General features: G+C 66.8%; 28 protein-coding genes and 1 tRNA gene. 11 read left to right on the top strand and 18 right to left on the bottom strand.

The genetic code is table 11. The features are described from left to right. Positions 1–199: 199 nt before the first annotated feature. The 4 genes from C0V75_RS13030 to C0V75_RS13045 form a co-directional block, all read right to left on the bottom strand. Positions 200–276: transfer RNA gene (locus tag C0V75_RS13030), tRNA-Arg, on the bottom strand. Positions 277–335: 59 nt separating this feature from the next. Then, the gene (locus C0V75_RS13035) at positions 336–1706 is read right to left on the bottom strand and encodes a HAMP domain-containing sensor histidine kinase (protein WP_101921759.1); all 1371 of its coding nucleotides are present in this window, start codon (positions 1704–1706) and stop codon (positions 336–338) included. A gap of 270 nt (positions 1707–1976) precedes the next feature. Then, entirely contained in the window at positions 1977–3398 is a 1422-nt protein-coding gene (locus C0V75_RS13040; protein ID WP_101921404.1) for an NAD(P)/FAD-dependent oxidoreductase, read from the bottom strand. A 5-nt stretch (positions 3399–3403) separates the two neighbouring features. Beyond that, a complete protein-coding gene (locus C0V75_RS13045; RefSeq protein ID WP_254216469.1) occupies positions 3404–4102 on the bottom strand; it encodes a TVP38/TMEM64 family protein in 699 nt (232 codons plus the stop codon). A 286-nt stretch (positions 4103–4388) separates the two neighbouring features. On the opposite strand from C0V75_RS13045, the gene rpmH reads away from it, so the two are divergent. Genes rpmH through yidD form a run of 3 tightly spaced genes read left to right on the top strand, consistent with a single transcriptional unit; the run spans position 4389 to position 5245 of the window. Further along, positions 4389–4523, top strand: coding sequence for a 50S ribosomal protein L34 (gene rpmH / locus C0V75_RS13050; RefSeq protein WP_101921406.1), 135 nt, complete (start codon positions 4389–4391; stop codon positions 4521–4523). A gap of 39 nt (positions 4524–4562) precedes the next feature. Then, positions 4563–4985 (top strand): ribonuclease P protein component, encoded by a 423-nt coding sequence (rnpA, locus tag C0V75_RS13055; RefSeq protein WP_101921407.1) that lies wholly within the window; start codon positions 4563–4565, stop codon positions 4983–4985. Next, a complete protein-coding gene (gene yidD / locus C0V75_RS13060; protein WP_101921408.1) occupies positions 4982–5245 on the top strand; it encodes a membrane protein insertion efficiency factor YidD in 264 nt (87 codons plus the stop codon). The genes rnpA and yidD overlap by 4 nt, the downstream gene beginning before the upstream one ends. Before the next feature lie 5 nt (positions 5246–5250). On the opposite strand, the gene C0V75_RS13065 is transcribed toward yidD, so the two are convergent. Continuing rightward, positions 5251–6105: an alpha/beta fold hydrolase gene (locus C0V75_RS13065; protein ID WP_101921409.1), complete on the bottom strand. Its 855-nt coding sequence runs from the start codon at positions 6103–6105 to the stop codon at positions 5251–5253. A gap of 121 nt (positions 6106–6226) precedes the next feature. On the opposite strand from C0V75_RS13065, the gene C0V75_RS13070 reads away from it, so the two are divergent. Beyond that, positions 6227–7186 carry a helix-turn-helix domain-containing protein gene (locus C0V75_RS13070; protein WP_158241845.1) on the top strand — a complete coding sequence of 320 codons (960 nt, stop codon included), beginning with the start codon at positions 6227–6229 and terminating at the stop codon, positions 7184–7186. On the opposite strand, the gene C0V75_RS13075 is transcribed toward C0V75_RS13070, so the two are convergent. After that, entirely contained in the window at positions 7164–7715 is a 552-nt protein-coding gene (locus C0V75_RS13075; RefSeq protein WP_101921760.1) for a DUF3833 domain-containing protein, read from the bottom strand. The genes C0V75_RS13070 and C0V75_RS13075 overlap by 23 nt on opposite strands. Before the next feature lie 119 nt (positions 7716–7834). Between C0V75_RS13075 and ttcA the strand changes: the two genes are divergently transcribed. The 4 genes from ttcA to yihA all read left to right on the top strand — a co-directional run bounded on the left by ttcA (position 7835) and on the right by yihA (position 12039). Continuing rightward, on the top strand, positions 7835–8704 hold the full coding sequence (ttcA, locus tag C0V75_RS13080) for a tRNA 2-thiocytidine(32) synthetase TtcA (protein WP_101921411.1): 870 nt from the start codon (positions 7835–7837) through the stop codon (positions 8702–8704). Between the two features lie 112 nt (positions 8705–8816). Beyond that, positions 8817–10643 carry a membrane protein insertase YidC gene (gene yidC / locus C0V75_RS13085; protein ID WP_101921412.1) on the top strand — a complete coding sequence of 609 codons (1827 nt, stop codon included), beginning with the start codon at positions 8817–8819 and terminating at the stop codon, positions 10641–10643. A gap of 56 nt (positions 10644–10699) precedes the next feature. Continuing rightward, a complete protein-coding gene (locus tag C0V75_RS13090) occupies positions 10700–11389 on the top strand; it encodes an MOSC domain-containing protein (RefSeq protein ID WP_371410687.1) in 690 nt (229 codons plus the stop codon). Further along, a complete protein-coding gene (gene yihA / locus C0V75_RS13095; protein ID WP_101921414.1) occupies positions 11386–12039 on the top strand; it encodes a ribosome biogenesis GTP-binding protein YihA/YsxC in 654 nt (217 codons plus the stop codon). The genes C0V75_RS13090 and yihA overlap by 4 nt, the downstream gene beginning before the upstream one ends. Before the next feature lie 6 nt (positions 12040–12045). Here yihA and C0V75_RS13100 read toward each other — a convergent pair whose 3' ends face one another. The 3 genes from C0V75_RS13100 to C0V75_RS13105 all read right to left on the bottom strand — a co-directional run bounded on the left by C0V75_RS13100 (position 12046) and on the right by C0V75_RS13105 (position 15355). Further along, positions 12046–14109: a M10 family metallopeptidase C-terminal domain-containing protein gene (locus C0V75_RS13100; RefSeq protein ID WP_101921415.1), complete on the bottom strand. Its 2064-nt coding sequence runs from the start codon at positions 14107–14109 to the stop codon at positions 12046–12048. 45 nt (positions 14110–14154) lie between these two features. Then, complete coding sequence (locus tag C0V75_RS23980; protein WP_158241846.1) at positions 14155–14541, bottom strand: hypothetical protein; 387 nt, start codon at positions 14539–14541, stop codon at positions 14155–14157. Between the two features lie 82 nt (positions 14542–14623). After that, entirely contained in the window at positions 14624–15355 is a 732-nt protein-coding gene (locus C0V75_RS13105) for an SDR family oxidoreductase (RefSeq protein WP_101921416.1), read from the bottom strand. A gap of 141 nt (positions 15356–15496) precedes the next feature. On the opposite strand from C0V75_RS13105, the gene argB reads away from it, so the two are divergent. Genes argB through C0V75_RS13120 form a run of 3 tightly spaced genes read left to right on the top strand, consistent with a single transcriptional unit; the run spans position 15497 to position 17542 of the window. Then, positions 15497–16375, top strand: coding sequence for an acetylglutamate kinase (gene argB / locus C0V75_RS13110; protein ID WP_101921761.1), 879 nt, complete (start codon positions 15497–15499; stop codon positions 16373–16375). Beyond that, complete coding sequence (locus C0V75_RS13115; protein WP_101921417.1) at positions 16372–17016, top strand: ferredoxin; 645 nt, start codon at positions 16372–16374, stop codon at positions 17014–17016. The genes argB and C0V75_RS13115 overlap by 4 nt, the downstream gene beginning before the upstream one ends. 22 nt (positions 17017–17038) lie before the next feature. Further along, a complete protein-coding gene (locus C0V75_RS13120) occupies positions 17039–17542 on the top strand; it encodes a histidine phosphatase family protein (protein ID WP_101921418.1) in 504 nt (167 codons plus the stop codon). A gap of 19 nt (positions 17543–17561) precedes the next feature. On the opposite strand, the gene C0V75_RS13125 is transcribed toward C0V75_RS13120, so the two are convergent. The 9 genes from C0V75_RS13125 to crcB all read right to left on the bottom strand — a co-directional run bounded on the left by C0V75_RS13125 (position 17562) and on the right by crcB (position 26363). Next, positions 17562–18851 (bottom strand): methyl-accepting chemotaxis protein, encoded by a 1290-nt coding sequence (locus tag C0V75_RS13125; RefSeq protein ID WP_101921419.1) that lies wholly within the window; start codon positions 18849–18851, stop codon positions 17562–17564. Positions 18852–18856: 5 nt separating this feature from the next. Next, a complete protein-coding gene (locus C0V75_RS13130) occupies positions 18857–19144 on the bottom strand; it encodes a hypothetical protein (RefSeq protein ID WP_143710425.1) in 288 nt (95 codons plus the stop codon). A 179-nt stretch (positions 19145–19323) separates the two neighbouring features. Next, complete coding sequence (locus tag C0V75_RS13135; protein WP_101921421.1) at positions 19324–20103, bottom strand: amino acid ABC transporter ATP-binding protein; 780 nt, start codon at positions 20101–20103, stop codon at positions 19324–19326. Positions 20104–20112: 9 nt separating this feature from the next. Next, the gene (locus C0V75_RS13140; RefSeq protein WP_101921422.1) at positions 20113–21555 is read right to left on the bottom strand and encodes an amino acid ABC transporter permease; all 1443 of its coding nucleotides are present in this window, start codon (positions 21553–21555) and stop codon (positions 20113–20115) included. A 2-nt stretch (positions 21556–21557) separates the two neighbouring features. After that, positions 21558–22835 (bottom strand): amino acid ABC transporter permease, encoded by a 1278-nt coding sequence (locus C0V75_RS13145; protein ID WP_101921423.1) that lies wholly within the window; start codon positions 22833–22835, stop codon positions 21558–21560. A 141-nt stretch (positions 22836–22976) separates the two neighbouring features. After that, positions 22977–24002 carry an amino acid ABC transporter substrate-binding protein gene (locus C0V75_RS13150; RefSeq protein ID WP_101921424.1) on the bottom strand — a complete coding sequence of 342 codons (1026 nt, stop codon included), beginning with the start codon at positions 24000–24002 and terminating at the stop codon, positions 22977–22979. A gap of 248 nt (positions 24003–24250) precedes the next feature. Further along, positions 24251–24958 (bottom strand): ATP12 family chaperone protein, encoded by a 708-nt coding sequence (locus tag C0V75_RS13155; RefSeq protein WP_101921425.1) that lies wholly within the window; start codon positions 24956–24958, stop codon positions 24251–24253. Next, positions 24955–25998 (bottom strand): RluA family pseudouridine synthase, encoded by a 1044-nt coding sequence (locus C0V75_RS13160; protein ID WP_101921426.1) that lies wholly within the window; start codon positions 25996–25998, stop codon positions 24955–24957. Before C0V75_RS13160 ends, C0V75_RS13155 begins: the two co-directional genes overlap by 4 nt. Continuing rightward, positions 25995–26363 (bottom strand): fluoride efflux transporter CrcB, encoded by a 369-nt coding sequence (gene crcB / locus C0V75_RS13165; protein ID WP_101921427.1) that lies wholly within the window; start codon positions 26361–26363, stop codon positions 25995–25997. Before crcB ends, C0V75_RS13160 begins: the two co-directional genes overlap by 4 nt. Between the last annotated feature and the right edge of the window lie 320 nt (positions 26364–26683).

The following is a 26683-nucleotide window of genomic DNA, read 5'->3' on the forward strand; positions in this document are numbered from 1 at the left end:
GTTGATCTACCCACAAACCAACGTTTCTGTCCACTTTACGTTTACAAGACGCATATGGGGCGTATCCCCAGTGCATCAAACTGTAACGACGGAAATGTGAGAATGTTTCCCCCGACTGACCAAGCGTTTTCGCTTTGATGGGTTTTATGTTGGGTATCGGACAAGTCAGCCCGAAAAATCCAACAATATCAAGGGTAAGTGGCGGACCCGGAGCGATTCGAACGCCCGACCCCCAGATTCGTAGTCTGGTGCTCTATCCAGCTGAGCTACGGGTCCGTCGTGGCGGTGCGTTTAGCCCCCGCCTTCGCGGGGCGCAAGGGGAAAATCATGCGACCCTATTCCTCTTCCGCCGCCCCCGGCCCCTTCGGCAGGCGGATCAGGAACTCCGTCCCCTCGGCATCGCTGCGCACCAGGTCCAGCCGCCCGCCATGGCCACGCACAAGCTCGGCCGCGATGGCAAGGCCCAGCCCCGTGCCGCCCTTCCGCGCCCCGCCCTGAAACGCCTCGAACAGATGCTCCCGCGCCCGCGGCGGCAGGCCCGGCCCGGTATCGCCCACCCGGATCCACCAGTCCCGCTCATCCTCGCCCCCCGAAATCTCGATCGTGCCCGGCTGCCCCGTCGCCTCGATGGCCTGCCGCGCGTTGCGGATCAGGTTCGACAGCACGCGGTGCAACTGCTCGGCATCCGCCCGGATCACCAGCCCCGCCGGCACGTCGATCAGGCAGGCGACCGTCGCCACTTCCGCCCCCAGCCCCTCGCCCTCGGCCACCTCCTCGGCCAGCCGCCGCAGGGCAAAGCGCGTCAGTTGCGGCGGCGGCTCCTCCGCCTTGCCGAAGGCCAGGGTCGATTCGCACAAGGACACCGCCCGCGCGATCGACCCCACCAGCTTCGGTGCCGCCCGCGTCACCGCAGGGTCCGCACTTGCCTCCAGCCGGTCGGCAAACAACTGCGCCGTCGTCAGGATGTTGCGCAGGTCATGGCTGATCTTCGCCACCGCACCCCCCAGTTGCGCCAGCCGCTCCTTCTGCCGCAGCGCGCCGGTCAGTTGCGTCTGCATCGCCGCCAGCGCCTCTTCGGCGACGCGCAACTCCTCCACCCCCGCCGAAGGCACGATCACCCGCCGCGCATCCTCGGGCGCCTCGGCATAGGCCGTCATGTGCCGCACCACCCGCCGGATCGGCCCGACCAGCAACCGCTGCACCGCAAGAAACAGAAGGAACGCCGTCACCACCGAAATCAGCGCCGACAGGAACAGGATGCGCAGCCCGTATTCCACCATCGCCGCGCGCAACGGCCCCGTCTCCATCGTGATCTCGATCAGCAACCCCGCATCCTGCACCGGGTTTCCGATCACCCGGATCACCCGGTTCTCCGGATCGGCCAGAACGGCCGAGGCATCGCGGATCAACTCCCACGGCCCCGCCAGCCGCAGGTCATAGGTGTCATGGATCGGCGCCGGAATGGGCGAAGACAGCACCAGTTGCCGCACCTCGTCGCGCCGCAGCACCACGTTGAACACCTCGGCATTCTTCAGAAGCTCGGTCTCGAGGTCCGCCCCCACCGTCGCATCCTCTGCCGCCAGCAGGGCCAGCGAGGCGATCTGTGCCTTCTCCAGCCGCAGCAGCAGGTAATCCGCCCGATAGCGCGCGATGGAGGGAACGAAGATCAGGATCTCCGCCAGCATGACGAAGGCGACGGTCAGCATGAGGAACCGCCCCGACAGCGTATTCAGGAACCGCCCCCGCCCGATCCGCACGAAAAACCGCCCCCTGCGCTGCCCTGACTGAGATACGCATCCCCCCTCCCCGCCCGCAACCCCTCCGACAGGGAAAGACAGGCCGGTTCGGCATGGATCAGCGCAGGAGTATCAAAGCTCTGGCCGGAAAGACAGCCGCGCCGCCCGCTTGCCCCGCGCGTGCCCCTTCATCTTGGCCCAAATACTCACCTTGCCGACGCCCGCCGCAGGCGCACCGCTTCAGGGCAGGAACCGCTGCACGAACCGCACAAAGGCCTTAAGCCGCGGGTTCTCGAACAGCGCCGGCGCGAAATGCGCCCCCGCCGCGCGCTTTCCGATCTCGGCCAGCGTCGGATAGGGAAGCACCACCCCTGCCAGCGCCGAAACCTTCATCCGTGTCGCCACCGCCAGCGCAAGGGGCGCGATCACCTCCCCCGCCTCCGGCCCCACCACCGTCGCCCCGATCACCCGGCCCCGCCGGATCACCAGCTTGGCAAAACCTTCCGTCTCGCGCAGGGCCTGCGCCCGGTCATTGTGGTGAAACGCCGCCCGCGCCACCGAAACCGCATCGCCGAAAGCCGCCCGCGCCTCCGCCTCGATCGGCCCCACCTGCGCCAGCTCCGGCGTGGTAAAGGTCACCCGCGGGATATGGTCACTCCGCACGCGCGCCCGCAGGCCCAGCACCGCCTGCCGGATCACCAGCCCCGCATGATATCCCGCCAGATGGGTGAACTGCGCGCCCCCTGCCGCATCCCCCACGGCAAAGACGCGGCGGTTGCCCTTGGCCCGCAGGTCCGGCCCCACCGTCACCCCCCGCTTGTCAAAGGCCACCCCCGCCGCCGCCAGATCCAGCCGGTCCAGCACCGGCACCCGCCCCGCGGCGACCAGAAGATGCGACCCGGTCACCACCGCGCCATCCGACAGCACCGCCTCCACCCCCTCGGTCACGACGCGCAGCCGCACCACGCCCGCGCCCTCCAGCAGCGCCACCCCTTCCTCCCGCAGCCGCGCTATCACCACCGCCGCCGCCTCCGGGTCCTCGCGCCCCAGCGCGCGGCCCGCCTCGATCACCGTCACCGCCGATCCCAGCCGCCGATGCGCCTGCGCCATCTCCATCCCGATCGGCCCGCCCCCCAGCACCAGCAGATGCGACGGCCGCACGCGCAGGGAAAACACCGTCTCGTTCGTGAGATAGGGTATGCCCTCGATCCCCGGCACCGGCGGCACCGCCGCCTGCGACCCCGTGGCGATCACGAAGCGCCGCGCCCGGATGCGCCGCCCGCCCGCCTCCACCTCGCGGGGCGACACGAACCGCCCCCAGTCGCGGATGACCAGACAACCCAGCCCCTCGAACCGTTCCTGACTGTCCACCGGCGCAATCGCCGCGATCACATCGGCCACGTGATCCTTCACCGCCCCGAAATCCACCGCAGGCTCCACCGCCCCGATCCCGAAAGCCACCGATCCCCGCTGCGCCTCGGCCCGCGCGGCAGCGGCAATCAGCGCCTTGGATGGAACACAGCCGAAATTCAGACAATCCCCCCCCATCTCGGCCCCTTCGATCAGCACGACCCGCGCGCCCATCTGCACCGCGCCCGCCGCCACCGACAGCCCGCCCGACCCCGCGCCGATCACGCAGATATCCGTCTCGATCCGTTCCATCTCCCTCACACCTCCCGCCGCCCGGCCCGCGCGCGCACCGCCCGCACCACCATCGGCATCACACCCAGCGCCACCAGCCCGACGATGGGCCACAGCACATAGGGCTCCAGGAACACCCCGAAATCCGGACTGCCGCCCCGCGCAAAGACCTCACCCAGCCCCGCCCCGACGGAGGTCAGCACGAGCGCGCCGGGAACAATCCCCACCGCCGTCGTCACCACGAATTTCATCAACGAAATGTTCAGCAGCGCCGGAATCAGATTGGCCATGAAGAAGGGCACGATCGGCGTGACCCGCATCAGGAACAGCACCTCCCATTCATTCGCGGCCAGAGCCTCGCGCAGCCGCGCCACGCGCCCGCCCTGCATCTCGATCTTCGCGGCCAGCTTCGCCCCGAATCCCGCCCGCGCCGCAAGGAACAGCAGCACCGCCCCCACCGTCGCCCCCGCCAGATTGAACAGCACGCCGGGAAACAGCCCGAACAGGAACCCGCCCGTCAGCGTCGCCACCGTCGCCCCGGGCAGCGAAAAGGCCACGATCCCCACATAGGCCAGAACAAAGACCAGCACCGCCACCAGATAATGCGCATCCCGAAAGGCCAGCAGCGCCTCGCGATGCGTGGCCAGCGCATCGAAACTCAGGTGATCCCGCAGGAACACCGCTCCAAGCCCGGCCACGGCCAGCAGGACAAGGACGGGAATCATCCGGCCCTTGCCTTGCGGCGGGGCCTCGGGGGCGGGGGGAAGCGGCGCATCTCTCATGCAGGAAAGATGATCCGAACCGCCCCGCCCGCGCCAGCCCTCTCACGCCGCATTGATCGCAAGGGCCTGTCCTGCAACATTCCCTCCCCCTGCGCGGTCGAAATGTTGCAGAAATTCCCCCATCCGCGCGTTGACTTGCCCGCCAACCGCCCGTAAAGGACGGGCTTCGAATAGACGCGGCGCTCGAATCCGTCGGATTTGCGCTGCCTGAGTGATACGGAGAGCCGCGATGAAGCGCACTTACCAACCGTCGAACCTGGTCCGCAAGCGCCGCCACGGGTTCCGCGCCCGCATGGCCACCAAGGGCGGCCGTCTGGTCCTGTCCGCGCGCCGCGCCAAGGGCCGCAAGCGCCTGTCGGCCTGATCCCTCCGGCCCCTTCGCGGGCCGATCACGGGTGACGCGATGACACCGCCGATGGACACGGGCACAGGCGACACCGCCGAAGCGCCCGCCGCGCCGTCGGCGGTTTCGCTTTGCGCGGGCGTGACCACCCTGCAAAAGCGCGCCGATTTCCTCCGCGCCGCCTCTGCCCGCCGTCAGGGCACGGCCGGCTTCCTGCTGCAAGGGCGCGACCGCGGCGATGACAGCCCCGCCATCCGCGTGGGCTTCACCGCCTCCAAGAAGATCGGCAATGCCGTGCTGCGCAACCGCGCCAAGCGCCGCCTGCGGGCGCTGGTGCGCGAAATCCTGCCTCCCCTCGCCCAACCCGGCTGGGACTATGTCCTCGTTGCCCGGCCCGAGGCGACGGTCACCCGCGACTTCGCCGCCCTGCGCGACGATCTTCGCATGGCCCTCGCCTCCGTCCATCAGGGCCGCGCGAAATGACCCCCCTCGCGCGCCTCCTTGCCCTCCCGGTGCGCGCCTACCGCCTGATCCTCTCCCCCTGGGTCGGCCATGGCTGCCGCTTCCAGCCCACCTGTTCCGCCTATGCGCTCGAGGCGCTGGAACGTCACGGCGGGCTCAAGGGCGGCTACCTGACAGCGCACCGCCTCTGCCGCTGCCATCCCTGGGGCGGCCATGGCTACGATCCCGTGCCGGGCTCTGATCCCGACCACGACCGCAGCCACGCCGCCCCGAAGGACTGACCCCGTCACTTGTCCTTGATGAAGGCCCGGATCGCTGCCGCATATTCGGCAGGCGCCTGGAAACTGGCGAAATGGCTCACATCCGGCAGCACCTGCAAGGACGCACCAGGAATCCCCGCCGCGATCTCCTCGGCATGGGACATCAGGATCGCCTCGTCATACTGGCTCTGCACCACCAGCGTCGGTACCGTGATCCCAGGCAATGCCTCCATCCCGCCCGGCTTCGACGTGCCCCACATCGTGCTGATCGCCCCGAGAAAGGCCTCAAACCCGTCCGGCGTCGGCGACATCTTCGCGTAATCCGCCGCCATCATCCCGACATAGCTGCCAAAGACCGCATCCTCGTTCACCGACGGGTCGATCCCCTCCAGCGTCACATTCCCCGCATGGGCGAAATGGCTCGCCAAGCGTTCCGGCGCCGTCTGCGAGATGACATAGCCGATATTCGCCCCGTCCGACCAGCCGACAAGATGCACCTTCTCCACCCCCATCGCATCCATCAGCGCAAGGTAGTCTTGCCCCAGCAGGTCATAGGTAAAGGCGCTGCCGTCATTGCTGGATCGGCCATGCCCGCGCGTATCGGCCACGATCACCCGATGATCCGCCATCAGATCGGTCACGATGGCCGACCACAGGTCGGCATGCCCCAACCCGCCATGGATCAGAAGGACGGGCGTCCCGCCCTCCGGCCCATAGACAGCGCGATACATCTCGATCCCGTTAACCGGCAGGGTCCCGGCCTCCACCGCCGCGGGCATCGGCGGCACGGCGGGAATGCTCATCCAGCGATCCTCGGCCAAAGCGGGGGCCGCGAACAGCCCCCCCACCGTCAGGGCGATTGCAGCAAGGCTATGTCTCATGGTCTATTCCTCGTCAGAAGATGGCTCCTGCCGCCAGATTACCGCCCTGCCCGCCCGCCCGTTACTGCACCCAACGCCTGCCCGAACTCCCGGACCTGCCATGGAAAGCCAAGCGATATCATTGCCTTGCCTTCCGCCTTATGCGGTTTCCCGCCAGGCGCCGCTGCTGCTCGATGAAACCTTCGATGATTTCGACGCCCAGGCCGAACGCCTGATCGACCACGACCAGCGCTATCTGCAACTCACGCCCGGCGCCTTTCGCGGCCGTTTCCTCTCCGGCTTCTTCGGCCCCGACGTGGCCCTGCATGTCGAACTCGGCAACCAGTCGCTGCTTCAGGAAATCGTCGGGTCCGAAGACTGCTTCACCTTCGGCGTCACCCTTTCCTCCGGGCCGGATTTCGCCACCAACGGCCAGGCCTTCGCCGCGACCGATGTGCTCGTCCTCCCGCCGCGCGGGTCACTCCTGATGTGCAGCCCGGTCGGCGGCGGCGTCGCCGCCTTCGCCATCACCCGCACGGCCCTGCTGGCCCATCCCGCCGTCACCCCGGCCCTCGCCGACTGGCTCGCCGCGCTGGACGGCGCCAATGCCTGCCTCCTGCGCGCGCCCGACCTCGCCACCCGCCTGCGCCGCGACTGCCGCGACGCGCTCGACCTCGCCACCGCCACCCGGCCCGGCGATGGCACCGCCGCCCGCATCGGCCAGGCCCTGCTCGCCTCGCTCGCCGCCGGCCTCTCGCTCGGCTGGCGTGGCGAGGCCGCCACCTCGCCCCTCCCCCGCCGCCTCCTGCAATTCCAGGCCTGGCGGGCCGCCGCTGCCGACAGCGATCTCTCCCCCCGTCAGGTGGAAAAGGCGCTCGCCGCCGTCACCGGCCTCGGCCCCATGTCCTACCTGCGCCTCGAACGACTGCACGAGGCCCGCCGCGCCCTGCACTCCGCCCCGCCGCAGCAGTCCATCGGCGACATCGCCGCCAGCTTCGGCTTCTGGGACTGGAGCCGCTTCACCGCCGCCTACCGGCAGCATTTCGGCGAACGCCCCTCCGACACCCGCCGCCGCGCCGCTAGTCCAGCTTCTCGAAGCTGATCGACACATCCCCCACATCCACGCCAAAGCGCTTCATATAGGCCCGGTTGAACAGCCGATCCTCGCTCAGAAGCCACATCCAGTCGTCAAAGGTCACCCGCACCGTGTCTGCCGTCCCATCCGCCGCGGGCACCGGCAGGTCGATCGTATAGCGCCAGTTGAACCGGTCGCCCTTCTCCACCCCCGTCGCCACGCCGATCACGCCGGGCGCGGTCCCTTCCCAGGTCTCCTCGCCGGTCTTGACCAGCGTCCAGACCCGCTGCTCCGTCGATCCATCCTCATAGGTGAAATCCTCCACCAGCCGCAGCCGCTGCCCGTCCCAATCCCCCCGGATATCCGCCACGAACTGCCGCCGCACCGTGCCAAAGACATCCTGAAACTGCCCATAGGCCACCAGGCGCCCGTCAAAGAACTCCTCCAGCTCCAGCTCGCGCGTGGACAGCGACGCATCCGTCAACGCAGGCTTCCCCGTGCAGGCCGCCAGCAGGGGCAGCAGCGCAAGCGCCGCCACGATCTTCACCACTCGCATCGCATCTCCTCCGGTCTTTTCATTGATACGCAGCCCGCCCCCGCCCGGATTGCCCAAACCCCGCCCTTCTGGCATATGCAGCCTTCACGTTCCCGACACCCCGCGCGAAGGGCCGCCCGATGCTGGACGATCTCGACGACATCCACCCCCTCTTCCACGGCGCCCCCACCTCGACCGAGTTCAAGAAACTCCGCAAACGCATCGTCCGCGAAACCCGCGAGGCGATCGAAACCTATGGCATGGTCAATCGCGGCGACCGCTGGCTTGTCTGCCTCTCGGGCGGCAAGGACAGCTACACCCTCCTCGCCGTCCTGCACGAACTCCAGTGGCGCGGCCTGCTGCCCGTGGACCTTCTCGCCTGCAACCTCGATCAGGGCCAGCCGGGTTTCCCGGCCACCGTCCTGCCGGAATTCCTCACGAAGATGGGCGTCCCCCACCGCATCGAATATCAGGACACCTATTCCATCGTGGTGGACAAGGTCCCGCAGGGCCGCACCTATTGCTCGCTCTGCTCCCGCCTGCGCCGGGGCAACCTCTACCGCATCGCGCGGGAAGAAGGCTGTTCCGCCGTCGTCCTCGGCCATCACCGCGACGACATCCTTGAAACCTTCTTCATGAACCTCTTCCACGGCGGCCGCCTCGCCTCCATGCCGCCGAAACTGGTGAACGAAGACGGCGATCTCATGGTCCTGCGCCCCCTCGCCTTCGTGGCCGAGGCGGATTGCGAAAAATTCGCCCGCGCCATGAACTACCCCATCATCCCCTGCGATCTCTGCGGCTCGCAGGAAGGTCTGCAACGCGCGCAGGTCAAGAAACTGCTGGATGACTGGGAAGCCCGCACCCCCGGCCGCCGCAACGTCATGTTCCGCGCGCTCCAGAACGTGCGCCCCTCCCACCTCGCCGATCCGGCCATCTTCGATTTCCTCAACCTCGCCCCCGGCATGGCCCAACCCGCGCAGGATGACGGCCTCCCCCCGGCCCTGCGCTGATCACATTCGCCCCCCGCGCCCGGGCCGCAGGGGCGAAAGGCCTTGACCTTTCGCCCCCCCTTCTGTTGAAGCAGCGCTGACCCAATTCCACCAACGGCGGCAGTCTCCTCCCATGGAAGATCAGAACAAGAACCTCCTGCTCGCAACCGTGCTGAGCTTCCTCGTGATCCTCGTCTGGTTCGTGCTCTTCCCGCCGCCCGAGGCGCCGCCCGCCGATCCCAACGCCCCCGCCGCCGTCACCCAGACCGAAGGGGCCACCACGCCGCCCGCCGCCGCCGATGGCGCGGCCACCACGGCCGAAGCCGAACCCCTGCCCGAGGCGCCCCGCCTCACGGTGGACACGCCCGCCCTCATCGGCTCCATCTCGCTCTTGGGCGGCCGGATCGACGACCTCTCGCTCAAGGGCTACAAGGAAACCCTCGCCGAGGATTCCCCCATCGTCCGCCTCCTCTCGCCGGTGGGTCAGGAACACCCCTATTACGCCGTCTTCGGCTGGGGTCCCGGCACCGGCCTGGCGGCCGAAGACGTCCCCGGCGCGCGCACCGAATGGCGTCTGGTGCAGGGCGGCACGCTCGCCCCCGACGCGCCCGTCACCCTGCAATGGCAGAACGCCAAGGGCATGACCTTCACGCGCGAAATCAGCGTCGATGACCGCTACATGTTCACCGTCACGGACACCGTCCAGAACGGCAGCGGCGCGGCCGTCTCGCTCTTCCCCTATGGCATCGTCGCCCGCCACGGCCAGCCTGCCGGACTCCAGAACTTCTTCGTCCTGCACGAAGGCATGGTCAGCCGCACCGACGGCACCCTGACCGAACAGAAATACGACGACCTGATGGAACTGCCGGTGGTCGAACGCGAAGGCGCGCAGGCCGAGGTGGTGGATGCCGGCGCCGATGGCTGGATCGGCTTCACCGACAAATACTGGATGACGACCCTGATCCCCGAACAGGGCGTCCCCTTCACCGCCGTCACCAAATACGTCCCCTCCGCCGACATCTTCCAGACCGAAACCCGCAAGCCTGTGCAGGAACTGGCCGCCGGCGCGACGGTCTCGTCCACCACCCGCCTCTTCGCAGGCGCCAAGGAATGGGCCACGATCCGCGCCTATGAACGCGATCAGGGCATCCCCGGCTTCATCGATTCCATCGACTGGGGCTGGTTCTTCTTCCTGACGAAGCCGATCTTCGCCGTCCTGCACTGGCTCAACGCCGTGATCGGCAACATGGGCCTCGCCATCATCGCGCTGACCTTCTTCCTGAAATTCCTCGTCCTGCCGCTGGCCTACAAGTCCTATGTCAGCATGGCCAAGATGAAGGAACTCCAGCCGGAGCTTGAGGCGATCAAGGAACGCGCGGGCGAAGACAAGCAGAAGCTGCAAAAGGAGATGATGCAGCTCTACAAGGACAAGAAGGTCAATCCGGCGGCGGGCTGCCTGCCCATCCTGATCCAGATCCCGATCTTCTTCGCGCTCTACAAGGTGATCTTCGTCACCATCGAACTGCGCCATGCGCCCTTCTTCGGCTGGCTGACCGACCTGTCGGCGCCCGATCCGTCCTCGATCTTCAACCTCTTCGGCCTCCTGCCTTGGGATGCACCCGTGCCGGGCAGCTTCATGGCGCTGATCTTCATCGGCATCCTGCCCATCCTTCTGGGCATCACCATGTGGCTCCAGCAGAAGCTGAACCCCCAGCCCACCGATCCCGTGCAGCAGCAGGTCTTCGCCTGGATGCCCTGGATCTTCATGTTCATGCTGGGCGGCTTCGCCTCGGGCCTCGTGGTCTACTGGATCACCAACAACATCATCACCTTCGCGCAGCAATACCTCATCATGCGCAGCCACGGCCACAAGCCGGACATCTTCGGCAACATCAAGTCGGGCTTCAAGAAGAAGGAACCCGTCCCGGTGGCCGACAAATCCAAGAAGGCCAAGAAATGACGGGCGGGCGGCTGGCCCATATCTGCCGCCACCCGATCAAGGGACACGGACGCGAGATGCTCGCGTCCGTTCGTCTTTCGGCGGGCGAATGCCTGCCCTGGGACAGGCACTGGGCCGTCGCGCATGAGGCGGCAAAGCTGACCGAAGGCTGGAACCCCTGCATGAACTTCGCGCGCGGCGCCAAGGCCTATGACCTCATGGCCATCGAAAGCGATCTGGACGAGGCAACCGCCACAGTCACCCTCCGCCATCCGGCGCGCGGGCAGATCACCTTCCGCCCCGACGACCCCGCCGACACGCCCCGCTTCCTCGACTGGGTCCGCCCCCTGAACCCCGCCAACCGCGCTCAGCCCGCCCGCATCGTCACCGCAGGCCGCGGCATGACCGACAGCGATTTCCCCTCCGTTGCGATCCTCAACCTCGCCAGCCTCGCCGACCTCTCCGCCCGCATGGGCCATGACCTCTCGATCCACCGCTGGCGCGGCAATCTCTGGCTCGACGGGGCCGAGGCATGGGCCGAATGGGGCTGGATCGGCCAGCGCATCCGCATCGGCAGCGCCGTGCTGGAGGTGAAGGAACGCATCACCCGCTGCATGGCCACCACCGTCGAACCCGCCACCGGCCAGTCGAACGCCCATACGCTGAACGCGCTGGAACGGGAATTCGGGCATCAGGATTTCGGCCTCTACGCCGTGGTGGTCGAAGGCGGCGATATCGCCACCGGCGATGCATGGTCCCTGCAATGACCGGGCTTCAATTCACCCTCGCCCCCGATCCGTCGGATGAGGCGCGCGAAACCGGCCGCCTGATGTTCGCAGGCCCCGTGACCTTCGTCAAAGGCGTGGTCGCCATGTCGGGCCTTCCCCCCGCCGACCGGCTGGAGGTTTGTTTCGCCGGCCGCTCCAACGTCGGAAAATCAAGCCTCATCAACGCGCTGACCGGCCGCAAGACCCTGGCCCGCGCCTCCAACACGCCCGGCCGCACGCAGGAAATCAACTACTTCGCCCTCGGCGAAACCCGCTACATAACCGACTTGCCCGGTTACGGCTATGCCGAGGCGCCCGTCGCCATCGTCCGCAAATGGCAGGAACTGCTCAAATCCTACCTCTCCGGCCGCCAGACGCTCCGCCGCGCCTTCGTCCTGATCGACGCCCGCCACGGCATCAAGGCGGTGGATGAAGAGATCCTGAAACTCCTCGACCGCTCTGCCGTCACCTTCCAGACCGTGCTGACCAAGGTGGACAAGATCAACCGCGCCGAACGCGACGCCGTCATCGCACAGGTCAAGGGCGCGCTGGCCAAGCACCCCGCCGCATACCCCGAGATCGTGGTCACCTCCTCGGAAAAGGGCGAAGGCATCGAAACCCTCCGCGCCATCATCGCCACGCTGGAGTGACCTGCCTCAGACGAAGGTGAAATCATCGGCAAGACGGTCCAGCGCCGTCACGCCGAAAACGGTCAGCACATCGCCCGTCGCAAAGCGGAACTCCACCCGGTCGCCAAAGGCGGTGCCAAGCGATCGCAGCCCCGCCCAGTTGGCCGCACCTGCCCCCATCAGATCGGCCTCCACCTGAAGACTGTCCAGATCATCGACGAAATCCGTGATCCGGTCCTGCCCGGCCACGAAGATGAAGATATCCGCCTGCGCCCCACCGGTCAGGACATCGTTCCCTGCCCCACCCGCCAGAACATCTCTCCCGTCGCTGCCGCTCAGCGTGTCATTCCCCGCATCCCCCGCCAGACGGTCATTCCCGGCCTCGCCCACCAGCACGTCATTCCCCGCCCCGCCCGACAGCGAATCCCGCCCCTCGCCCCCCGACAGACGGTCATTGCCATCATCACCGCTCAGCGTGTCATTCCCCGCCTCGCCTGCCAAACGGTCATTCCCCGTCCCGCCTGACAGCACATCATTCCCCGCCCCGCCCGTCAGCGAATCCAGACCGTCGCCCCCCGACAGACGGTCATTCCCGTCGCTCCCGCTCAGGGTGTCATTCCCCGCATCCCCCTCAAGACGGTCATTCCCGGCCTCGCCCGCCAGCAGGTCATTCCCCGTCCCGCCCGTCAGCGAATCCGCCCCATCCCCGCCGGACAGCCGGTCATTCCCCGCGCTCCCGCTCAGCGTGTCATTCCCGGCGTCACCGGCCAGACGGTCCTCCCCCTTCTCGCCCACCAATACGTCATTCCCCTCCCCGCCCGTCAGCGAATCCGCCCCCTCGCCTCCCGACAGGCGGTCATTCCCCGCGCTCCCGCTCAAGCTGTCATCGCCCGCCTCGCCCGCCAGACGGTCATTCCCCGCCTCGCCCACCAGCACATCGTTCCCCGTGCCGCCCAGCAGGGAATCCTCCCCGCTTCCTCCGGACAGACGGTCATTCCCCTCCCCGCCGCTCAGCGTGTCATTCCCCGCATCCCCCGCCAGACGGTCCTGCCCCGCCTCGCCCGACAGCAGGTCATGCCCGCCATTGCCGGAAATCCGGTTGCTGGCGGCATTTCCGGCCACCCGGTCATTGCCTGCACCCGCCACATAGTCCTCGATCACCGTCCCCTGCGCGATGGCCACGGTCCCGGACTGGCCAAAGACGTCCCAGCGCGACCCGCCCGCCAGATTCACCCGCTGGTCGGTCACATCGGTCGAGAACACGACCCGGTCCAGCCCATCGGAATCAAAGATGGTCAGCGCCACGCCCATCATCGGTGCGATCCCCCCGCCGAACTCGGCCCGGAAGAAGTCGCCAAGGTAATTCGCCAGAGTGCTCCCCTCGCCCCAGATCGTGTCGCCCGACGTCACCCCCCCGACCGGCGCACCGTAAAGGCTCTGGATCGCCACGATATCGGCGATCATCGTCGTCAGAAGGCTGGCATAGCTGCCCGGATCGTTGGGATTGGTGTCCTGATCGAAATAGGACATGACCGACAGGCCCCAGCTGTCATTCCCGAACAGGGCATCCGAAGCGAAATCCGCCCACGCATTGTAGGGGCCCTGATGCCCCAGCCCCAAAGCATGGCCGATCTCATGCACATAGGTCTGGAAGGAATAGCTCCACAGCTCCGTCCCATAGGTCGCCAGCCACCCGGTCGAGATGTTGACAAAGGACGAAAGCGTCACCCCGCCGCTGGCGGTATAGCTTGCATAGGCTCCGGGATACACGTCATCAAAGGTGATGTCCGCCCCGCCAGCCACCACCTGGAAATCGACATCGGCCACCATCTCCCAGGCCTCCAGCGCCTTCAGCGCAAGGGTCCGCCCCTCCGCCGTCAGCCCGGCGATATCGACCGTGATCACATTGCTGGCCCGCGTGTCGAAGGCATGGCGCGACTGGCCCGCCCACTCCCAGTAACCGTCGGTCAGAAACTCCGCCAGTTCCTCCGGCGTGGCATCGGGCAGGGGCTCCGTCACCGCCGCCACCGGCCCGACCGGCTCAAACCCGCAGTCTCCGGTCTTCACGACCACCGCACACATCTGACACATCAACGCACCCGATCACCTGTTACCGCAGATCCACCACGCCCCGCCTCAGGGCGGCGGCGACACTTTCAGAAGGCCGGCCGCCAGCATCCCGTAGGATCGCCCGTCCGGTCCCGCATCCACAACGCCCAGCTCCACCTCCGGCCCCGGCGCCGCGCCCGGCCAATGCAGCCGCGCCACCACCAGCTTCTCATCCAGGCGGATCACCTCAAGCGCCACATCCGCCGCGCCCTCCACCACCCGCACCTCGCGCCCCAACGCCGCGCCCATCCCGGCCCCCACCGACAGGCACAGATGCGACAGCCGCGCGCCGTCGATCCAGGTCGGCGCAAGACAGTTCAGCCGCAGCGCCCCAGCCTCGGGCCCCGCCATCCCTTCCCCCGCACTCGACATGAAGAACAGCCCCGCAACCGCCAGACACCAGACACCACGCACCCATCACACCCCGGTCAGCAAAACCCGTCCTCAAAACCATAGCGGGGCGACCGCCACAGAACAACCGGGCAGGCCGCGGCCCTCACACATGCTGCGCGCCGTTCACCTGCACCTCCGTGCCGGTGATATAGGAGGCCTGCTCCGAACACAGGAACCAGATCGCATCGGCCACCTCCTTCGGCTGGCCCAACCGCCGGAGCGGCAGCGTCTCCACGATCTTCTCCGTCCCCGGTGACAGGATCGCCGTCTCGATCTCGCCCGGCGCAATCGCGTTCACCCGCACCCCCAGCGGCCCGAAATCATGCGCCATCTCCCGCGTCAGCGCCGCCAGCGCCGCCTTCGACGTGGCATAGGCCGCTCCCGCGAAAGGATGCACCCGGCTTCCGGCGATGGAGGTGACATTCACCACCGACCCTTTCGCCGCCGACAATTCATCCTTCAACCCCCGCGCCAGCACGATGGAGGCGAAGAAATTCACATGGAACACCTGCCCCCAGGTCCGCAGGTCGGTCTCCAGCGTGTTCAGACGGCTTCCCCCCGGTCCCTTCGGGCTGATCCCCGCATTGTTCACCAGCGCATCCAGCCGCCCGTTGATCTTCGCCTTGATCCCCTCGATGGCCGCAATCGTCTTGTCGGGCGAGGCAAGGTCGATCTGGATATGGTCCTCTTCCCCACCGGGCCAGGGACAGCGCGGGTCAAAGGGCTGGCGCGAACAGGTCAGCACCCGCCACCCCTCGGCCGAGAACCGCTTCACCGTGGCATGGCCGATCCCCCGCGAAGCCCCTGTCAGAACAAGTGTTTTCCGCGCGTCCATCTCACTCTCTCCACCAATTGCACCCGTCATCTTCGCCGCTTTCGGGGGGAAAGGCCATTGCCGCTTGGCAGCCGCGCCCGCAGGCATTACCAAGGCGCGCAACTGCCACGGGGGGTCCCCATGAAACCGCAGACAAGCACCATGTCCGACGCCGCCAACACCGCCAAGATGCTTTCCGAAGCCCTCCCCTACCTCCAGCGCTATTCCGGCGCGGTGGTGGTGGTGAAATTCGGCGGCAATGCCATGGGCGACGATGCCGCCATGGCCGAATTCGCCCGCGACATCGTGCTCATGCGGCAGGTCGGCGTGAATCCCGTCGTCGTCCATGGCGGCGGCCCGATGATCAACGAGATGCTGGAAAAGCTGGGCATCAAGTCCGATTTCGTCCGCGGCAAGCGCGTCACCGACAAGGCCACCGTGCAGGTGGTGGAAATGATCCTCTCCGGCCTCGTCAACAAGCGCATCGTTCAGGCGATCATGGATGCAGGCGGCCGCGCCGTCGGCATTTCCGGCAAGGATGACGATCTCATGGTCTGCGAGGCCGACGATCCCGAACTGGGCTTCGTCGGCCGCCCGGTCGAGATGAACGTGCAGGTCCTGCGCGATCTCTACAATGCAGGCATCATCCCCGTCGTGGCCCCCGTCGCCACCGGCATAGCCGATAACGAAACCTTCAACGTCAACGGCGACACCGCCGCCGGGGCCATCGCCGGCGCGCTCAAGGCCGACCGCCTGCTCCTCCTGACCGATGTCGCCGGCGTCAAGAACGCCGAAGGCCAGGTCATGACCCAGATCACGCCCGAAGAAGTCCGCCAGATGACCGCCGCAGGCGTCATCGCGGGCGGCATGATCCCCAAGACCGAAACCGCGCTCAAGGCGCTGGAGGAAGGCGTCCGCGCCGTCACCATCCTCGATGGCCGCGTCCCCAATGCCTGCCTGATGGAGCTGTTCACCGATCACGGCGCAGGCTCGCAGATCCGCTCCACCGAACCGCGCGTCAAACCGCGCGTCAAGCGGTGACGCTGGCCGCAACCCTGGCCGCCCACCACCTTGCCGTTCTGGGCGGCTTCCACCCCACGGACGATGACGCCGTGCCGCGCGGCACGCAAACCCTTCTCCTCCTCGGCCCGGCCGAGCCGGGCTTCTGGGCGCATGTCACGGCACAGCCCGAATGGCGGGACGGCCAGCCCGATCCCATCGACCGCTGGTCGCGCCGCACCATCGGGCGCATCGCCTGCGATCTGGGGGCCAAGGCGCTTTTCCCCTTCGGCGGCCCGCCCTATCACCCCTTCTACACATGGGCGCTCCGAACCGGCCGCATCTGGGACAGCCCCGTCCGCCTGCTCGTCAGCGCCGATCAGGGCCTGATGGTCAGCTTCCGGGGCGCGCTTGCCCTGAAAGACCGTATTGAACTCCCCGCCCCCGCCCCACGCCCCTGCGACGGCTGCCCGGCACCCTGCCTGACGGCCTGCCCTGCCGCGGCCCTCACCGGCGCGGGCTATGACGTCGCCGCCTGCCACGCCTTCCTCGATACGGCCGAGGGCATCCCCTGCCTGACCACCGGCTGCGAAACGCGCCGCGCTTGCCCGGTGTCACAGGCCTATGCAAGACTTCCCGAACAGTCGGCCTATCACATGCGCCGATTCCACGGGGTGGACTGAACCACCCCATTAGGGGGGTTCCATGAAGCGGCTGATCCTGACACGCCACGCCAAGTCAAGCTGGGACGACCCCCTCACCCCCGATCATGACCGCCCGCTGAACGACCGCGGCAAGGCCGCCGCCGCCGATCTGGGCCAATGGCTCGCCTCGCGCGGCTATGTCCCGGATGAGGTGCTCTGCTCCGATGCCCTCCGCACCCGCAAGACCTGGAGCGGGATCGCCCCCGCCCTGCCCGGCACGCCCGTCCTCGAACTGAAACCCGCGCTCTACCATGCCGGACCGGATGTGATGCTGGCCGTCCTGCGCCATGCCAAGGGCAACACGGTGATGATGATCGGCCACAATCCCGGCATCGCCGAATTCGCCGCCCGCCTCGTGGCCCATGCGCCCCAGAACCCAGAATTCAACCGCTACCCGACAGGCGCGACGCTGGTCGCCGACTTCAATGTCGAAAGTTGGGAGGCCGTCACCTTCGGCAGCGGGGTGGTGGACGATTTCATCGTCCCGCGTGAAATCATGGCCTGACGGCGCGGCCTGACCCGGCTCAGGCCGCCAACCGATCCGGCCCCGCCACTGCCACGGCCTCCGGCTCCGGCCTGCGCGCAGGCATGGCCGCCCGTCCGGTCGGCGCCTCATGCGCCTCGGTAATCAGGTCGATCCGCCCGATCGTCATCTTCACCGCGTCAAGGCTGGTGGATTGCTCGCCCGCCGTGGTCGAGATGTCGCGCATCCGCTCTTCCAACTGGCCGATGGTCCGCGTGATCCGCTCCAGCGCCACACCGGCCTCTTCCACCAGCCGCGCCCCATCCTTCACCTGCTGCGCCGATGTCCCCACCAGCGACCGGATCTGCAAGGCCGCATCCGTCGATTGCTGCGACAGTTTCCGCACCTCGTGCGCCACCACGGCAAAGCCGCGCCCGGCCTCGCCCGCCCGCGCCGATTCCACCGCCGCATTCAGCGCCAGCAGGTCGGTCCGCCGCGCAATCTCGTCGATCAGATCCACGATCTGCCCGATCCGCTCCGACGACTCGCGCAGTTTGCGCATCGCCTCCACCGTCTGGGCATAGGTCTGGCTGGACAGGTCCGCATCCTGCCGCGCCCCGGCAAAGAGACCGCGCGACCCCTCCGCCTGCGCCACCGCCGCCCGCGCCGCCCCGGCGATCCCATCCACCGCCACCGCCGCCCGGCGTCCCTCTTCCCGCGTCCGCTCGGAAACGGTCTGCGCGCGCTCCCGCGCCGCTTCCGCCATCGCCCGCGCCCGCTCGGCCTCCTCCGCGATCTGCGCCAGCCGCGCCCGTCCCGCCTCAATCTCCGCCGCGCTGCGCTTCCGCGCCAGCATCGCCAGCAGCAGCACCGCCGCCTCCGCCAGCACGATCACCGCATGCATCACCGTCCGCGCCAGGTTCCCCAGCAGATCGACCGACGGATAGACCAGCGCCGGCAACAAAAGCCCCAGCGACAGGTGATGCACCGCGATCACCCCCACCGCAAAGATCAGCGCCGGGATACTGCCCATCGTCGCGATCATCGCAAGCACCGCGAAAAAGGCCATATGCGTGTCCAACTGCCAGGCATGGCCCGCAAAGGCCGCCGTGAACAGCACGCAATGCCCCACCAGCGCCAGCGTCACCAGCAGCGCAGGCCCGGCCCCCTGCCCCCGCCGCCCCGCCAGCGCCAGCACGCAAAGGACCAGCGTCCCCACCAGCACCGGCCAGAACGGCCCCCCGGTGAAATAGGCCGATACCGGCGCGACGGGCGCCGCCAGAAGGGCGGCATTGCGCGCCAGCCGATACTCGTCGGCCTGCGGCTTCGGGGCGATGGTCTCGGTCATCATGCGGATCAGCTTTCGCAAAGAAGGGCCAGGGTCGAGGCAGGCAGCACGGCAAAGGCACCCGAAGACTTGAACGCGGCAACCGTCGCCCCCGAGGCCAGCACCGCCAGCGGCGCGGCCAGCGGCCCGATGGCCTGCCCCCCGGCCCGCGCCACCACCTCGGCCGGATCCTCCCCCCAGGGCAGGGTCACCACCAGCACCGGATCATCCGCCCCCGGCGCATCCCCCGAGGTCAGGCCCAGCACGACGGTGGCCGCCAGCGTGGCCAGCCCGACCGTCATCAGAAGCCAGGTCATCAGGTTCGACATCGCCTTCCGCACATCCTGCCATCCGGGGCATCCACTGCCCCATCACGCAGAAGATCGGCAAAAGCCCGGAAAGATTTAGCCGCGCCCCCGGCCTTTCCCGCGACCCGGCCCCTGGAATCGAAAGGGGGCCGTCCGGCCCCCCTCCCCGTCCCGCAAAACGGACAGTCTCAGTGACCGAGGATCTGGCTCAGGAACAGCTTCGTCCGCTCGCTCTTCGGATTGTTGAAGAACTCCTTCGGCTCGTTCTGCTCCACGATCTGCCCCTGATCCATGAAGATCACCCGGTTCGCCACCGCCTGCGCAAACCCCATCTCATGGGTCACGCAGAGCATGGTCATCCCCTCTTCCGCCAGCTCGATCATCGTATCCAGCACTTCCTTGATCATCTCGGGGTCAAGGGCGGAGGTCGGCTCGTCGAACAGCATGATCCGCGGCCGCATGCACAGGGACCGCGCAATCGCCACCCGCTGCTGCTGCCCGCCCGAAAGCTGGCCGGGATACTTGTTCGCCTGCTCGGGGATCTTCACCTTCCGCAGGAAATGCATCGCCGTCTCTTCGGCTTCCTTCTTCGGCACCTTCCGCACCCAGATCGGCGCCAGCGTGCAATTCTCCAGAATCGTCAGATGCGGGAACAGGTTGAAGTGCTGGAACACCATCCCCACCTCCGACCGCACCTTGTCGATGTTCTTCAGGTCGTTGGTCAGTTCCGTCCCGTCCACCACGATCTGCCCCTGCTGGTGTTCCTCCAGCCGGTTGATGCAACGGATCAGCGTCGATTTCCCCGAACCCGACGGTCCGCAGATCACGATCCGCTCCCCCCGCTGCACGGTCATGTTGATGTCGCGAAGCACGTGGAACGTCCCGTACCACTTGTTCATGGCGCTGATCTGGATGGCAACCTCATCCGAGACCTTCATCTTCGAACGGTCGATGGCATGTTCAGACATGATGGTTCCTTACCGATGATCGGTCTTCAGCTTGCGCTCCAGATACATGGAATAGCGCGACATGCCGAAGCAGATGACAAAGAAGATGGCGCCGACAAAGATGTAGGGCTCCCAGTAGATGCCCTTCCAGTCGATATCCGCGCGCACGATTTGCGTGACGCCCTTAAGCGGGTCCATCAGGCCGACAAAGGCCACCAGCGTCGTATCCTTGAAAAGGCCGATGAAGGTGGAAACGATGGCCGGAATGGAAATCTTCAAGGCCTGCGGCAGGATGATCAACCGCTGCGCCCGCCAGTAATCCAGGCCCAGCGCATCCGCCGCCTCGTATTGGCCCCTCGGCAGCGCCGCGAGGCCCCCGCGGATCACCTCGGCCAGATAGGCCGCGGCGAACAGCGTCACAAGGATGATCACCCGCAGGATGATGTCGAAATTCGTCCCCGGTGGCAGGAAATACTGCAACAGCAGCGATGCCGTGAACAGCAGCGTGATCAGCGGCACACCCCGGATGAACTCGATGAACCCCACGCACAGCGTCTTCACGATGAGCATGTCCGACTGCCGCCCCAGCGCCAGCAGGATACCGATGGGCAGCGAGAAGGTGATCGCCGTCACCCCGATGGTGATGGCCAGAAGGAACCCGCCGAACTGGTCGGAATCCACCTGATCCAGCCCGCCCCCGATCATCGAAGCCAGCGCCGTCGTGATCGGGATATCGAGGAACAGCCACCAGAAGACAGCCAGAAACACCCCGATCAGCGCCGATGCCGTCGGCCCCAGCCGCCCCACCAGCGCCAGATAGGCCCCGCCCATCACGACAAAGCCCAGCATCGCCACGATCGGCGTCCAGACCGACCCGCCCCAGAGCAGCCAGAAGCACAGCGCCGGATAGATGGCCGTGAACCACAACAGGCGACCCGGCATCACCTGCACCAGCGCGATCAGCCCCCCGACCAGCACCAGCGAGGCGATCCAACCGCCCATCGGCGCCCCCGCCAGCCCCAGCGTCACCAAGAGGAACAGCCCCACCGCGCCAAGGATCAGCGTCAGGTTCTTCTTCTGCCCGGCAAACAGGACCGGCGCCATCGCGGCGAACAGCAGGCCAAAGGCCATCACCGGCCGCCACCACAGCTCGGGCGGATAGAAGCCGAAGATGAACTGATGCCAGCGCTCGCGGATCATCGCCCAGCAGGCCCCGGTCGCGCCTTCCCCCGCCGTCGCCGCAACGATCTCGCGGCACTGGCTCAGGCTTTCGGCATTCCATACGGAATTCAGCCACCAGGGCAGGGCCGACACGACCAGCCAATAGATGACCACCACCCCCACCAGCGTCAGGATCGTGTTGAACCAGCCGGAAAACAGGTTCTCGCGCAGCCACTTCACCACGCCCGCCTCGCTCACCGGCGGGGCCTGCGGGGGCAGCATCTGGTCACGGACATAGGATGCGTTTGCCATGGTCAGCGCACCTTGATCTGGACGGATGTGTTGTAAAGGTTCATCAGCGCGCTGATGATCAGGCTGATCGTCAGATAGATCAGCATCATCAGCAACATGCACTCAAGCTCCCGCCCCGTCTGGTTCAGCGTGATCCCCCCCAGCGTGCCGCGCAGGTCCAGATAGGACACGGCGATCCCCAGCGAGGTGTTCTTCGTCAGGTTCAGATACTGGCTGATCAGCGGCGGGATGATCACCCGCAGCGCCTGCGGCAGGATGATCAGGTTCATCGTCCGCCCCGGCCGCAGGCCAAGGGCAAAAGCCGCCTCCGACTGGCCCTTGCTGATGGCAAGGATACCCGCCCGCACGATCTCGGCAATGAAGGCCGCCGTGTACAGCGTCAGCGCGATCAAGAGCGCGGTAAAGGAATGCGCGACAAGGATGCCGCCCTGGAAGTTGAAGCCGCGCAGTTCCGGCACCTCCAGATGCAGGCCCAGCGCCAGGCTCAGCGCGATCACCGGCCCGAACAGCACGAGGATCGACTTCCACCATGTCACGGGCCTGTCGCCCGTCGCCTCCTGCTGCGCCCGCGCACCCGCAAGGATAAGGCGGTTGATCCAGACCGACCCCGCGATCACCGCGATATAGGCCAGGATCGTCAGGTTCAGCGTGATGCCCAACAGGTTCACCGACCCGAGGCTCACGTCAAACAGCGGCGCCGGGACATTCGTCCCCCGGTTCGTCACCGCCACCGTGTCGAACAGCATCATGGAGGCCGCAGGCGCCTCGCCCGCCGCCGCCATCTCGTCCGTCACCCGGAAATCGCGCGGCTGCGGCGTCGCCTCCGACAGGATCACATAGGACAACAGGATCCACAGCAGAAGCGGCACATTGCGGAACACCTCGACATAGACGGTCATCAACCGCCCCACGAGCCAGTTCTTCGACAGCCGCAGGACCCCGATGATCACGCCCAGGATCGTCGCCAGGATGCAGCCCAGGATCGCCACGACCAGCGTATTGACCAGACCCACCAGCAGCGCGCGGAAATGGCTGCTGTCATTCGTATAGGGAATGATCGCCTGCCCGATGTCATAACCGGCCCGCTGCCACAGGAAGCCGAAGTTGAACTCCTTCCCCCGCGTGGCCAGGTTCACGGCCGTATTGTTCAGAAGCCAGGCCAGAAACAGTCCGAACAGGATCAGGACAAAGATCTGGATCGTGATGGAACGATACCGCGTATCGTAGATAAGCATCGAGAGCCGAAAGGACTCCTTCGGCACGTCACTGGCCACGGCCATGCGTCTTTCCCCTGTAGCTGTGCGTTTCTGGCGACGCGAACCCCGGTTTTCCGGGTGTTCATCCAGGGCCGCCGCGCCTCATCGCGCTGTCGGCCCGAAGGCGGATAGGGGCGCCCGGAACCCGGGCGCCCCCTCTTCAGATCAACGGAAGGGCGGGGCGTATTGCAGGCCGCCCTGCGTCCACAGCGCGTTCAGACCGCGCGCCAGGTTGATCGAGGTGCCTTCGCCGATATTGGCGGCAAAGATTTCGCCATAGTTGCCCACGGCGGCAATGGCGTTCTTGAAGGCGTCATTCGACAGGCCGAACTTCGTCGGCAGGTCGCCCGCACCTTCCACGCCCAGCAGGCGCTTCACTTCCTCATCCGCGGTCGAGGTGGCAACCTCGGCCACATTGGCCTTGGTGATGCCCTTCTCTTCGGCGATCAGCAGCGCGTAATAGGTCCAGCGCACCACGTCGCCCCAGTTGTTGTCGCCATGACGGACGACCGGGCCCAGCGGTTCCTTCGAGATGATCTCGGGCAGGATCACGTGGTTCTCGGCATCCGGCATCGTCGCGCGCGACGCGGCCAGGCCCGAGGCATCCGTGGTATAGGCGTCGCAGGCGCCGGCCAGATACTGGCGCTGCGCTTCCGAATCGTCGGCCACGGTGACCGGCTGATAGCTGATGTTGTTCTGCTTGAAGAAGTCGGCGAGGTTCAGTTCGGTGGTCGTCCCGGTCTGGATGCAGACCGTCGCGCCATCCAGTTCCTTGGCCGAAGACACGCCCAGGTCCTTCTTCACCATGAAGCCCTGGCCGTCATAGTAGTTCACCGCCACGAAATCGAGCGCCAGTTCCGAATCGCGCGTCGCCGTCCAGGTGGAGTTGCGGACCAGCAGGTCCACTTCGCCCGACTGGAGCGCGGTGAAACGGGTTTCGCCCGTGGTCGGCACGAACTTCACCTTGGTCGCATCGCCAAAGATCGCCGCGGCCAGAGCGCGGCACAGGTCCACGTCAAAGCCGGTCCAGTTGCCGCTCGCATCCGGCGCGCCGAACCCGGTCAGACCGGTGTTCGAACCGCAGATCAACTCTCCACGCGCCTTCACGGCTTCCAGAGTGGCCTGCGCCGAAGCCGCGCCCGCGACCGTCATGGTCGCCGCGACAACGCCGAGGAATACGGATTTTTTCATTCTTACCTCTTCCTGAGTATGCCATTCCCTTCCGGAATGGCGGTTATTGGTCCCCGAAGGCGCACCAAGGCGCCGCGAGGGCGGAACCTGTTGGAGGTGAGCCTCTCCCAGTACCGCGCAGTTTCTTCCGAAGCGGTTTGAAAGGTCAAGCACAACCCGCGCGTTTGGCAAAACCGCTTCGGTATCAATGATTTGGCAACAGATGACTGCAATTCAAGCGGGCCTTGCACAGAAATTCGGCAGGATTGTCACCCGCACAATGCATAGAATCGACTCGCCGCCTCGAAAGCGACACGCCGCACCGCCTCGGCCGCCGCCGCCTCCTCGTCCTCGCCCCATTGCTCCACCTGCCAGGTCTCGTCGATCCGCGACAGCGCCCAGGCCTCCGCAACCCCCAGCCGCCCATGGATCACCGCCAGCGCCAGCACCAGCGACCCGCCGATCGCCACAAGGTCATGGAACCCCGCCAGTTCAAAGACCGACAGCCGCGCCACCTCCGCCTCCAGCCGCGCCACCGCCTGCGCGTCCTGCGCCACGGGCATCACCCCCCGCGTCACCGCCAGCCGCGCGCCAAAACTCTCTGCCGCCCAGTCCAGCACCGGGTCCCACCCCGCTGCCTGCCGCTCGGCCAGGGCTTCCGGCCCCGCCGCGCGATAGCACAGCAGGTCCGATGCCCCATAGGCCGCCAGCAGCGCCACCACCTCGGCCCGCTGCGGCGTCACCTTGTCCAGCGCCGAATTGGCCGCCCGCGTCACCGGCATCGTCTCGGGCTTCACCACGCCCTGCTGCGCATCCCATTCCGCCGCAATCGCCTGCGCCATCGCCAGCGTCGGCACCACCAGCGGCACCTTGGCGGGCGTCTTCACCCCCCGCCCGTCCAGCCGCACGGTAAAGCCCCCCTCGCAAGGCTCAGGCACCGCCGCCTGCCAGAACCGCTTCGCCGTCCAGCCGCTCATCGGAACACCGTGAAGGGATCGGCGGGCACGTCATCTTCCCTCCAGTCCAGCGCCTTCCAGGTCCGCGCCATATGCTCGGGCAAGGGCGCGGTGAAGGTCATCTCCACCTTGGTCACCGGATGCTCCACCATCAGCATCCGCGCATGAAGATGCAGCTTGCGGGAAATGTCGCCCCCCACCGCCGCGCCCCAGCCATCGCCCTGATTATCGGCCTCCGACCCGCCATATTTCCCGTCCCCGATGATCGGATGCCCCAGCTCCGCCATATGCGCGCGCAGCTGATGCGTCCGCCCCGTGACAGGCTCCAGCGCCATCCAGGACAGCCGCGATCCAAGGAACCACAGCACGAAGTAATCCGTATGCGCCCGCTTTGCGTCCGGATAGTCGCCCATCTTCGCGGGATGGACGCAGACCATCTTCTCCCCCTCGCCGCGCTTGCCATGGCCAGGGGCCTTCATCAGCCCATACTTGATGGATCCCTTCTTCGGGTTCGGCACGCCCGCCACCACCGCCCAGTAAATCTTGCGCGTGTTCCGGTGCCGCAGCGCCTCCGACAGGTTCCGCGCCACCCGATCCGTCCGCGCCAGCATCAGAAGGCCCGACGTATCCTTGTCCAGCCGATGCACCAGCTTGGGCCGCTCCTTGTAGCCAAACTTCAAGGCCTCGGTCAGCCCATCCACATGCCGCTCGCCCTGCCCGCTGCCCCCCTGCGACGGCAGGCCCGCGGGCTTGTTCAGAACGATCATATGCTCGTCCATCCACAGCACGCAGTCCTGGATCATCTTCGCATCGGCGGGCGAAATCCCCTCGATCCGCGGCCGCTCTGCATTCGGGTCAGGCAGCGGCGGCACGCGGATCGCCTGGCCGGGAACCACCCGATCCGATGCCTTGGCCCGCGCCCCGTCCACCCGCACTTGGCCCGTGCGGCACATCTTCTCCACCGCGCCTTGGGTCACATGCGGGAACCGCCGCTTGAACCAGCGGTCCAGCCGCTGCTCCCCCTCATCTTCCGAAACGGTCAGGGTCTTCACGCCGCTCATGCGGGGATACTCCGGGCAAGGGCCGCGCCAAGCGCCACGGCAGCAAGGGACAGGATGACCGAAGCCGCGACATAGGCGATGGCCTGCACCGCCTGCCCGCCCTCCCACAGCTTCATCGCATCCAGGGAAAAGGCGGAAAAGGTGGTGAAGCCACCCAGAAAGCCCGCCATGACCAGAGGCGCCACCTGCACCCGCTGCGTCAGCAGGACATAGGCCACGCCTATGGCCAGCGATCCGGCCACATTCACAACCAATGTGCCAAGCGGCCAGCCGGGCATCACCCGCCCCGCCGCCGTGACGACAAGAAAGCGCGCGACGGAACCCGCAGCCCCGCCCAAGGCAACAAGAAGGATGCTCTGGATCATCAGGTTTCCATTGCGCCAAGGGGCCGGAATGTCAACCAGCGAAGGCCAGCCACCCCCTTCGCCCCGGTCTCGGCCGCGCCGACCTGCCCCTTCATCTTGGCCCAAATACTCACCTGCACCCGCTCCGCCGGGCACTCGGCCCTCCGGCATGTCCCCAATTCCGCTCCACCACGGACAAGGGAAAAGGCGCAGCCTGTGCAAGCGCGCACCCTTAACCAAAAATGCCCAAGTCTCCCTGCCGAAATTTGTATGTACACTTTGCTGCACAAAATGCGGCACAGGATGCGGCACAGCCAATATCGGCCAAACCCTTGCAGGAT

The organism is Tabrizicola sp. TH137 (assembly GCF_002855575.1).
GTDB lineage: Bacteria > Pseudomonadota > Alphaproteobacteria > Rhodobacterales > Rhodobacteraceae > Paragemmobacter.

Bases quoted from the DNA above. Each gene is read 5' to 3' on its own strand.
- C0V75_RS13035 (WP_101921759.1), bottom strand. From the start codon at position 1,706: ATGCTGACCGTCGCCTTCGTCATGCTGGCGGAGATCCTGATCTTCGTT.
- C0V75_RS13040 (WP_101921404.1), bottom strand. From the start codon at position 3,398: ATGGAACGGATCGAGACGGATATCTGCGTGATCGGCGCGGGGTCGGGC.
- C0V75_RS13045 (WP_254216469.1), bottom strand. From the start codon at position 4,102: ATGATTCCCGTCCTTGTCCTGCTGGCCGTGGCCGGGCTTGGAGCGGTG.
- rpmH (WP_101921406.1), top strand. From the start codon at position 4,389: ATGAAGCGCACTTACCAACCGTCGAACCTGGTCCGCAAGCGCCGCCAC.
- rnpA (WP_101921407.1), top strand. From the start codon at position 4,563: ATGACACCGCCGATGGACACGGGCACAGGCGACACCGCCGAAGCGCCC.
- yidD (WP_101921408.1), top strand. From the start codon at position 4,982: ATGACCCCCCTCGCGCGCCTCCTTGCCCTCCCGGTGCGCGCCTACCGC.
- C0V75_RS13065 (WP_101921409.1), bottom strand. From the start codon at position 6,105: ATGAGACATAGCCTTGCTGCAATCGCCCTGACGGTGGGGGGGCTGTTC.
- C0V75_RS13075 (WP_101921760.1), bottom strand. From the start codon at position 7,715: ATGCGAGTGGTGAAGATCGTGGCGGCGCTTGCGCTGCTGCCCCTGCTG.
- ttcA (WP_101921411.1), top strand. From the start codon at position 7,835: ATGCTGGACGATCTCGACGACATCCACCCCCTCTTCCACGGCGCCCCC.
- yidC (WP_101921412.1), top strand. From the start codon at position 8,817: ATGGAAGATCAGAACAAGAACCTCCTGCTCGCAACCGTGCTGAGCTTC.
- C0V75_RS13090 (WP_371410687.1), top strand. From the start codon at position 10,700: ATGCTCGCGTCCGTTCGTCTTTCGGCGGGCGAATGCCTGCCCTGGGAC.
- yihA (WP_101921414.1), top strand. From the start codon at position 11,386: ATGACCGGGCTTCAATTCACCCTCGCCCCCGATCCGTCGGATGAGGCG.
- C0V75_RS13100 (WP_101921415.1), bottom strand. From the start codon at position 14,109: ATGTGTCAGATGTGTGCGGTGGTCGTGAAGACCGGAGACTGCGGGTTT.
- C0V75_RS13105 (WP_101921416.1), bottom strand. From the start codon at position 15,355: ATGGACGCGCGGAAAACACTTGTTCTGACAGGGGCTTCGCGGGGGATC.
- argB (WP_101921761.1), top strand. From the start codon at position 15,497: ATGTCCGACGCCGCCAACACCGCCAAGATGCTTTCCGAAGCCCTCCCC.
- C0V75_RS13120 (WP_101921418.1), top strand. From the start codon at position 17,039: ATGAAGCGGCTGATCCTGACACGCCACGCCAAGTCAAGCTGGGACGAC.
- C0V75_RS13125 (WP_101921419.1), bottom strand. From the start codon at position 18,851: ATGATGACCGAGACCATCGCCCCGAAGCCGCAGGCCGACGAGTATCGG.
- C0V75_RS13130 (WP_143710425.1), bottom strand. From the start codon at position 19,144: ATGACCTGGCTTCTGATGACGGTCGGGCTGGCCACGCTGGCGGCCACC.
- C0V75_RS13135 (WP_101921421.1), bottom strand. From the start codon at position 20,103: ATGTCTGAACATGCCATCGACCGTTCGAAGATGAAGGTCTCGGATGAG.
- C0V75_RS13140 (WP_101921422.1), bottom strand. From the start codon at position 21,555: ATGGCAAACGCATCCTATGTCCGTGACCAGATGCTGCCCCCGCAGGCC.
- C0V75_RS13145 (WP_101921423.1), bottom strand. From the start codon at position 22,835: ATGGCCGTGGCCAGTGACGTGCCGAAGGAGTCCTTTCGGCTCTCGATG.
- C0V75_RS13150 (WP_101921424.1), bottom strand. From the start codon at position 24,002: ATGAAAAAATCCGTATTCCTCGGCGTTGTCGCGGCGACCATGACGGTC.
- C0V75_RS13155 (WP_101921425.1), bottom strand. From the start codon at position 24,958: ATGAGCGGCTGGACGGCGAAGCGGTTCTGGCAGGCGGCGGTGCCTGAG.
- C0V75_RS13160 (WP_101921426.1), bottom strand. From the start codon at position 25,998: ATGAGCGGCGTGAAGACCCTGACCGTTTCGGAAGATGAGGGGGAGCAG.
- crcB (WP_101921427.1), bottom strand. From the start codon at position 26,363: ATGATCCAGAGCATCCTTCTTGTTGCCTTGGGCGGGGCTGCGGGTTCC.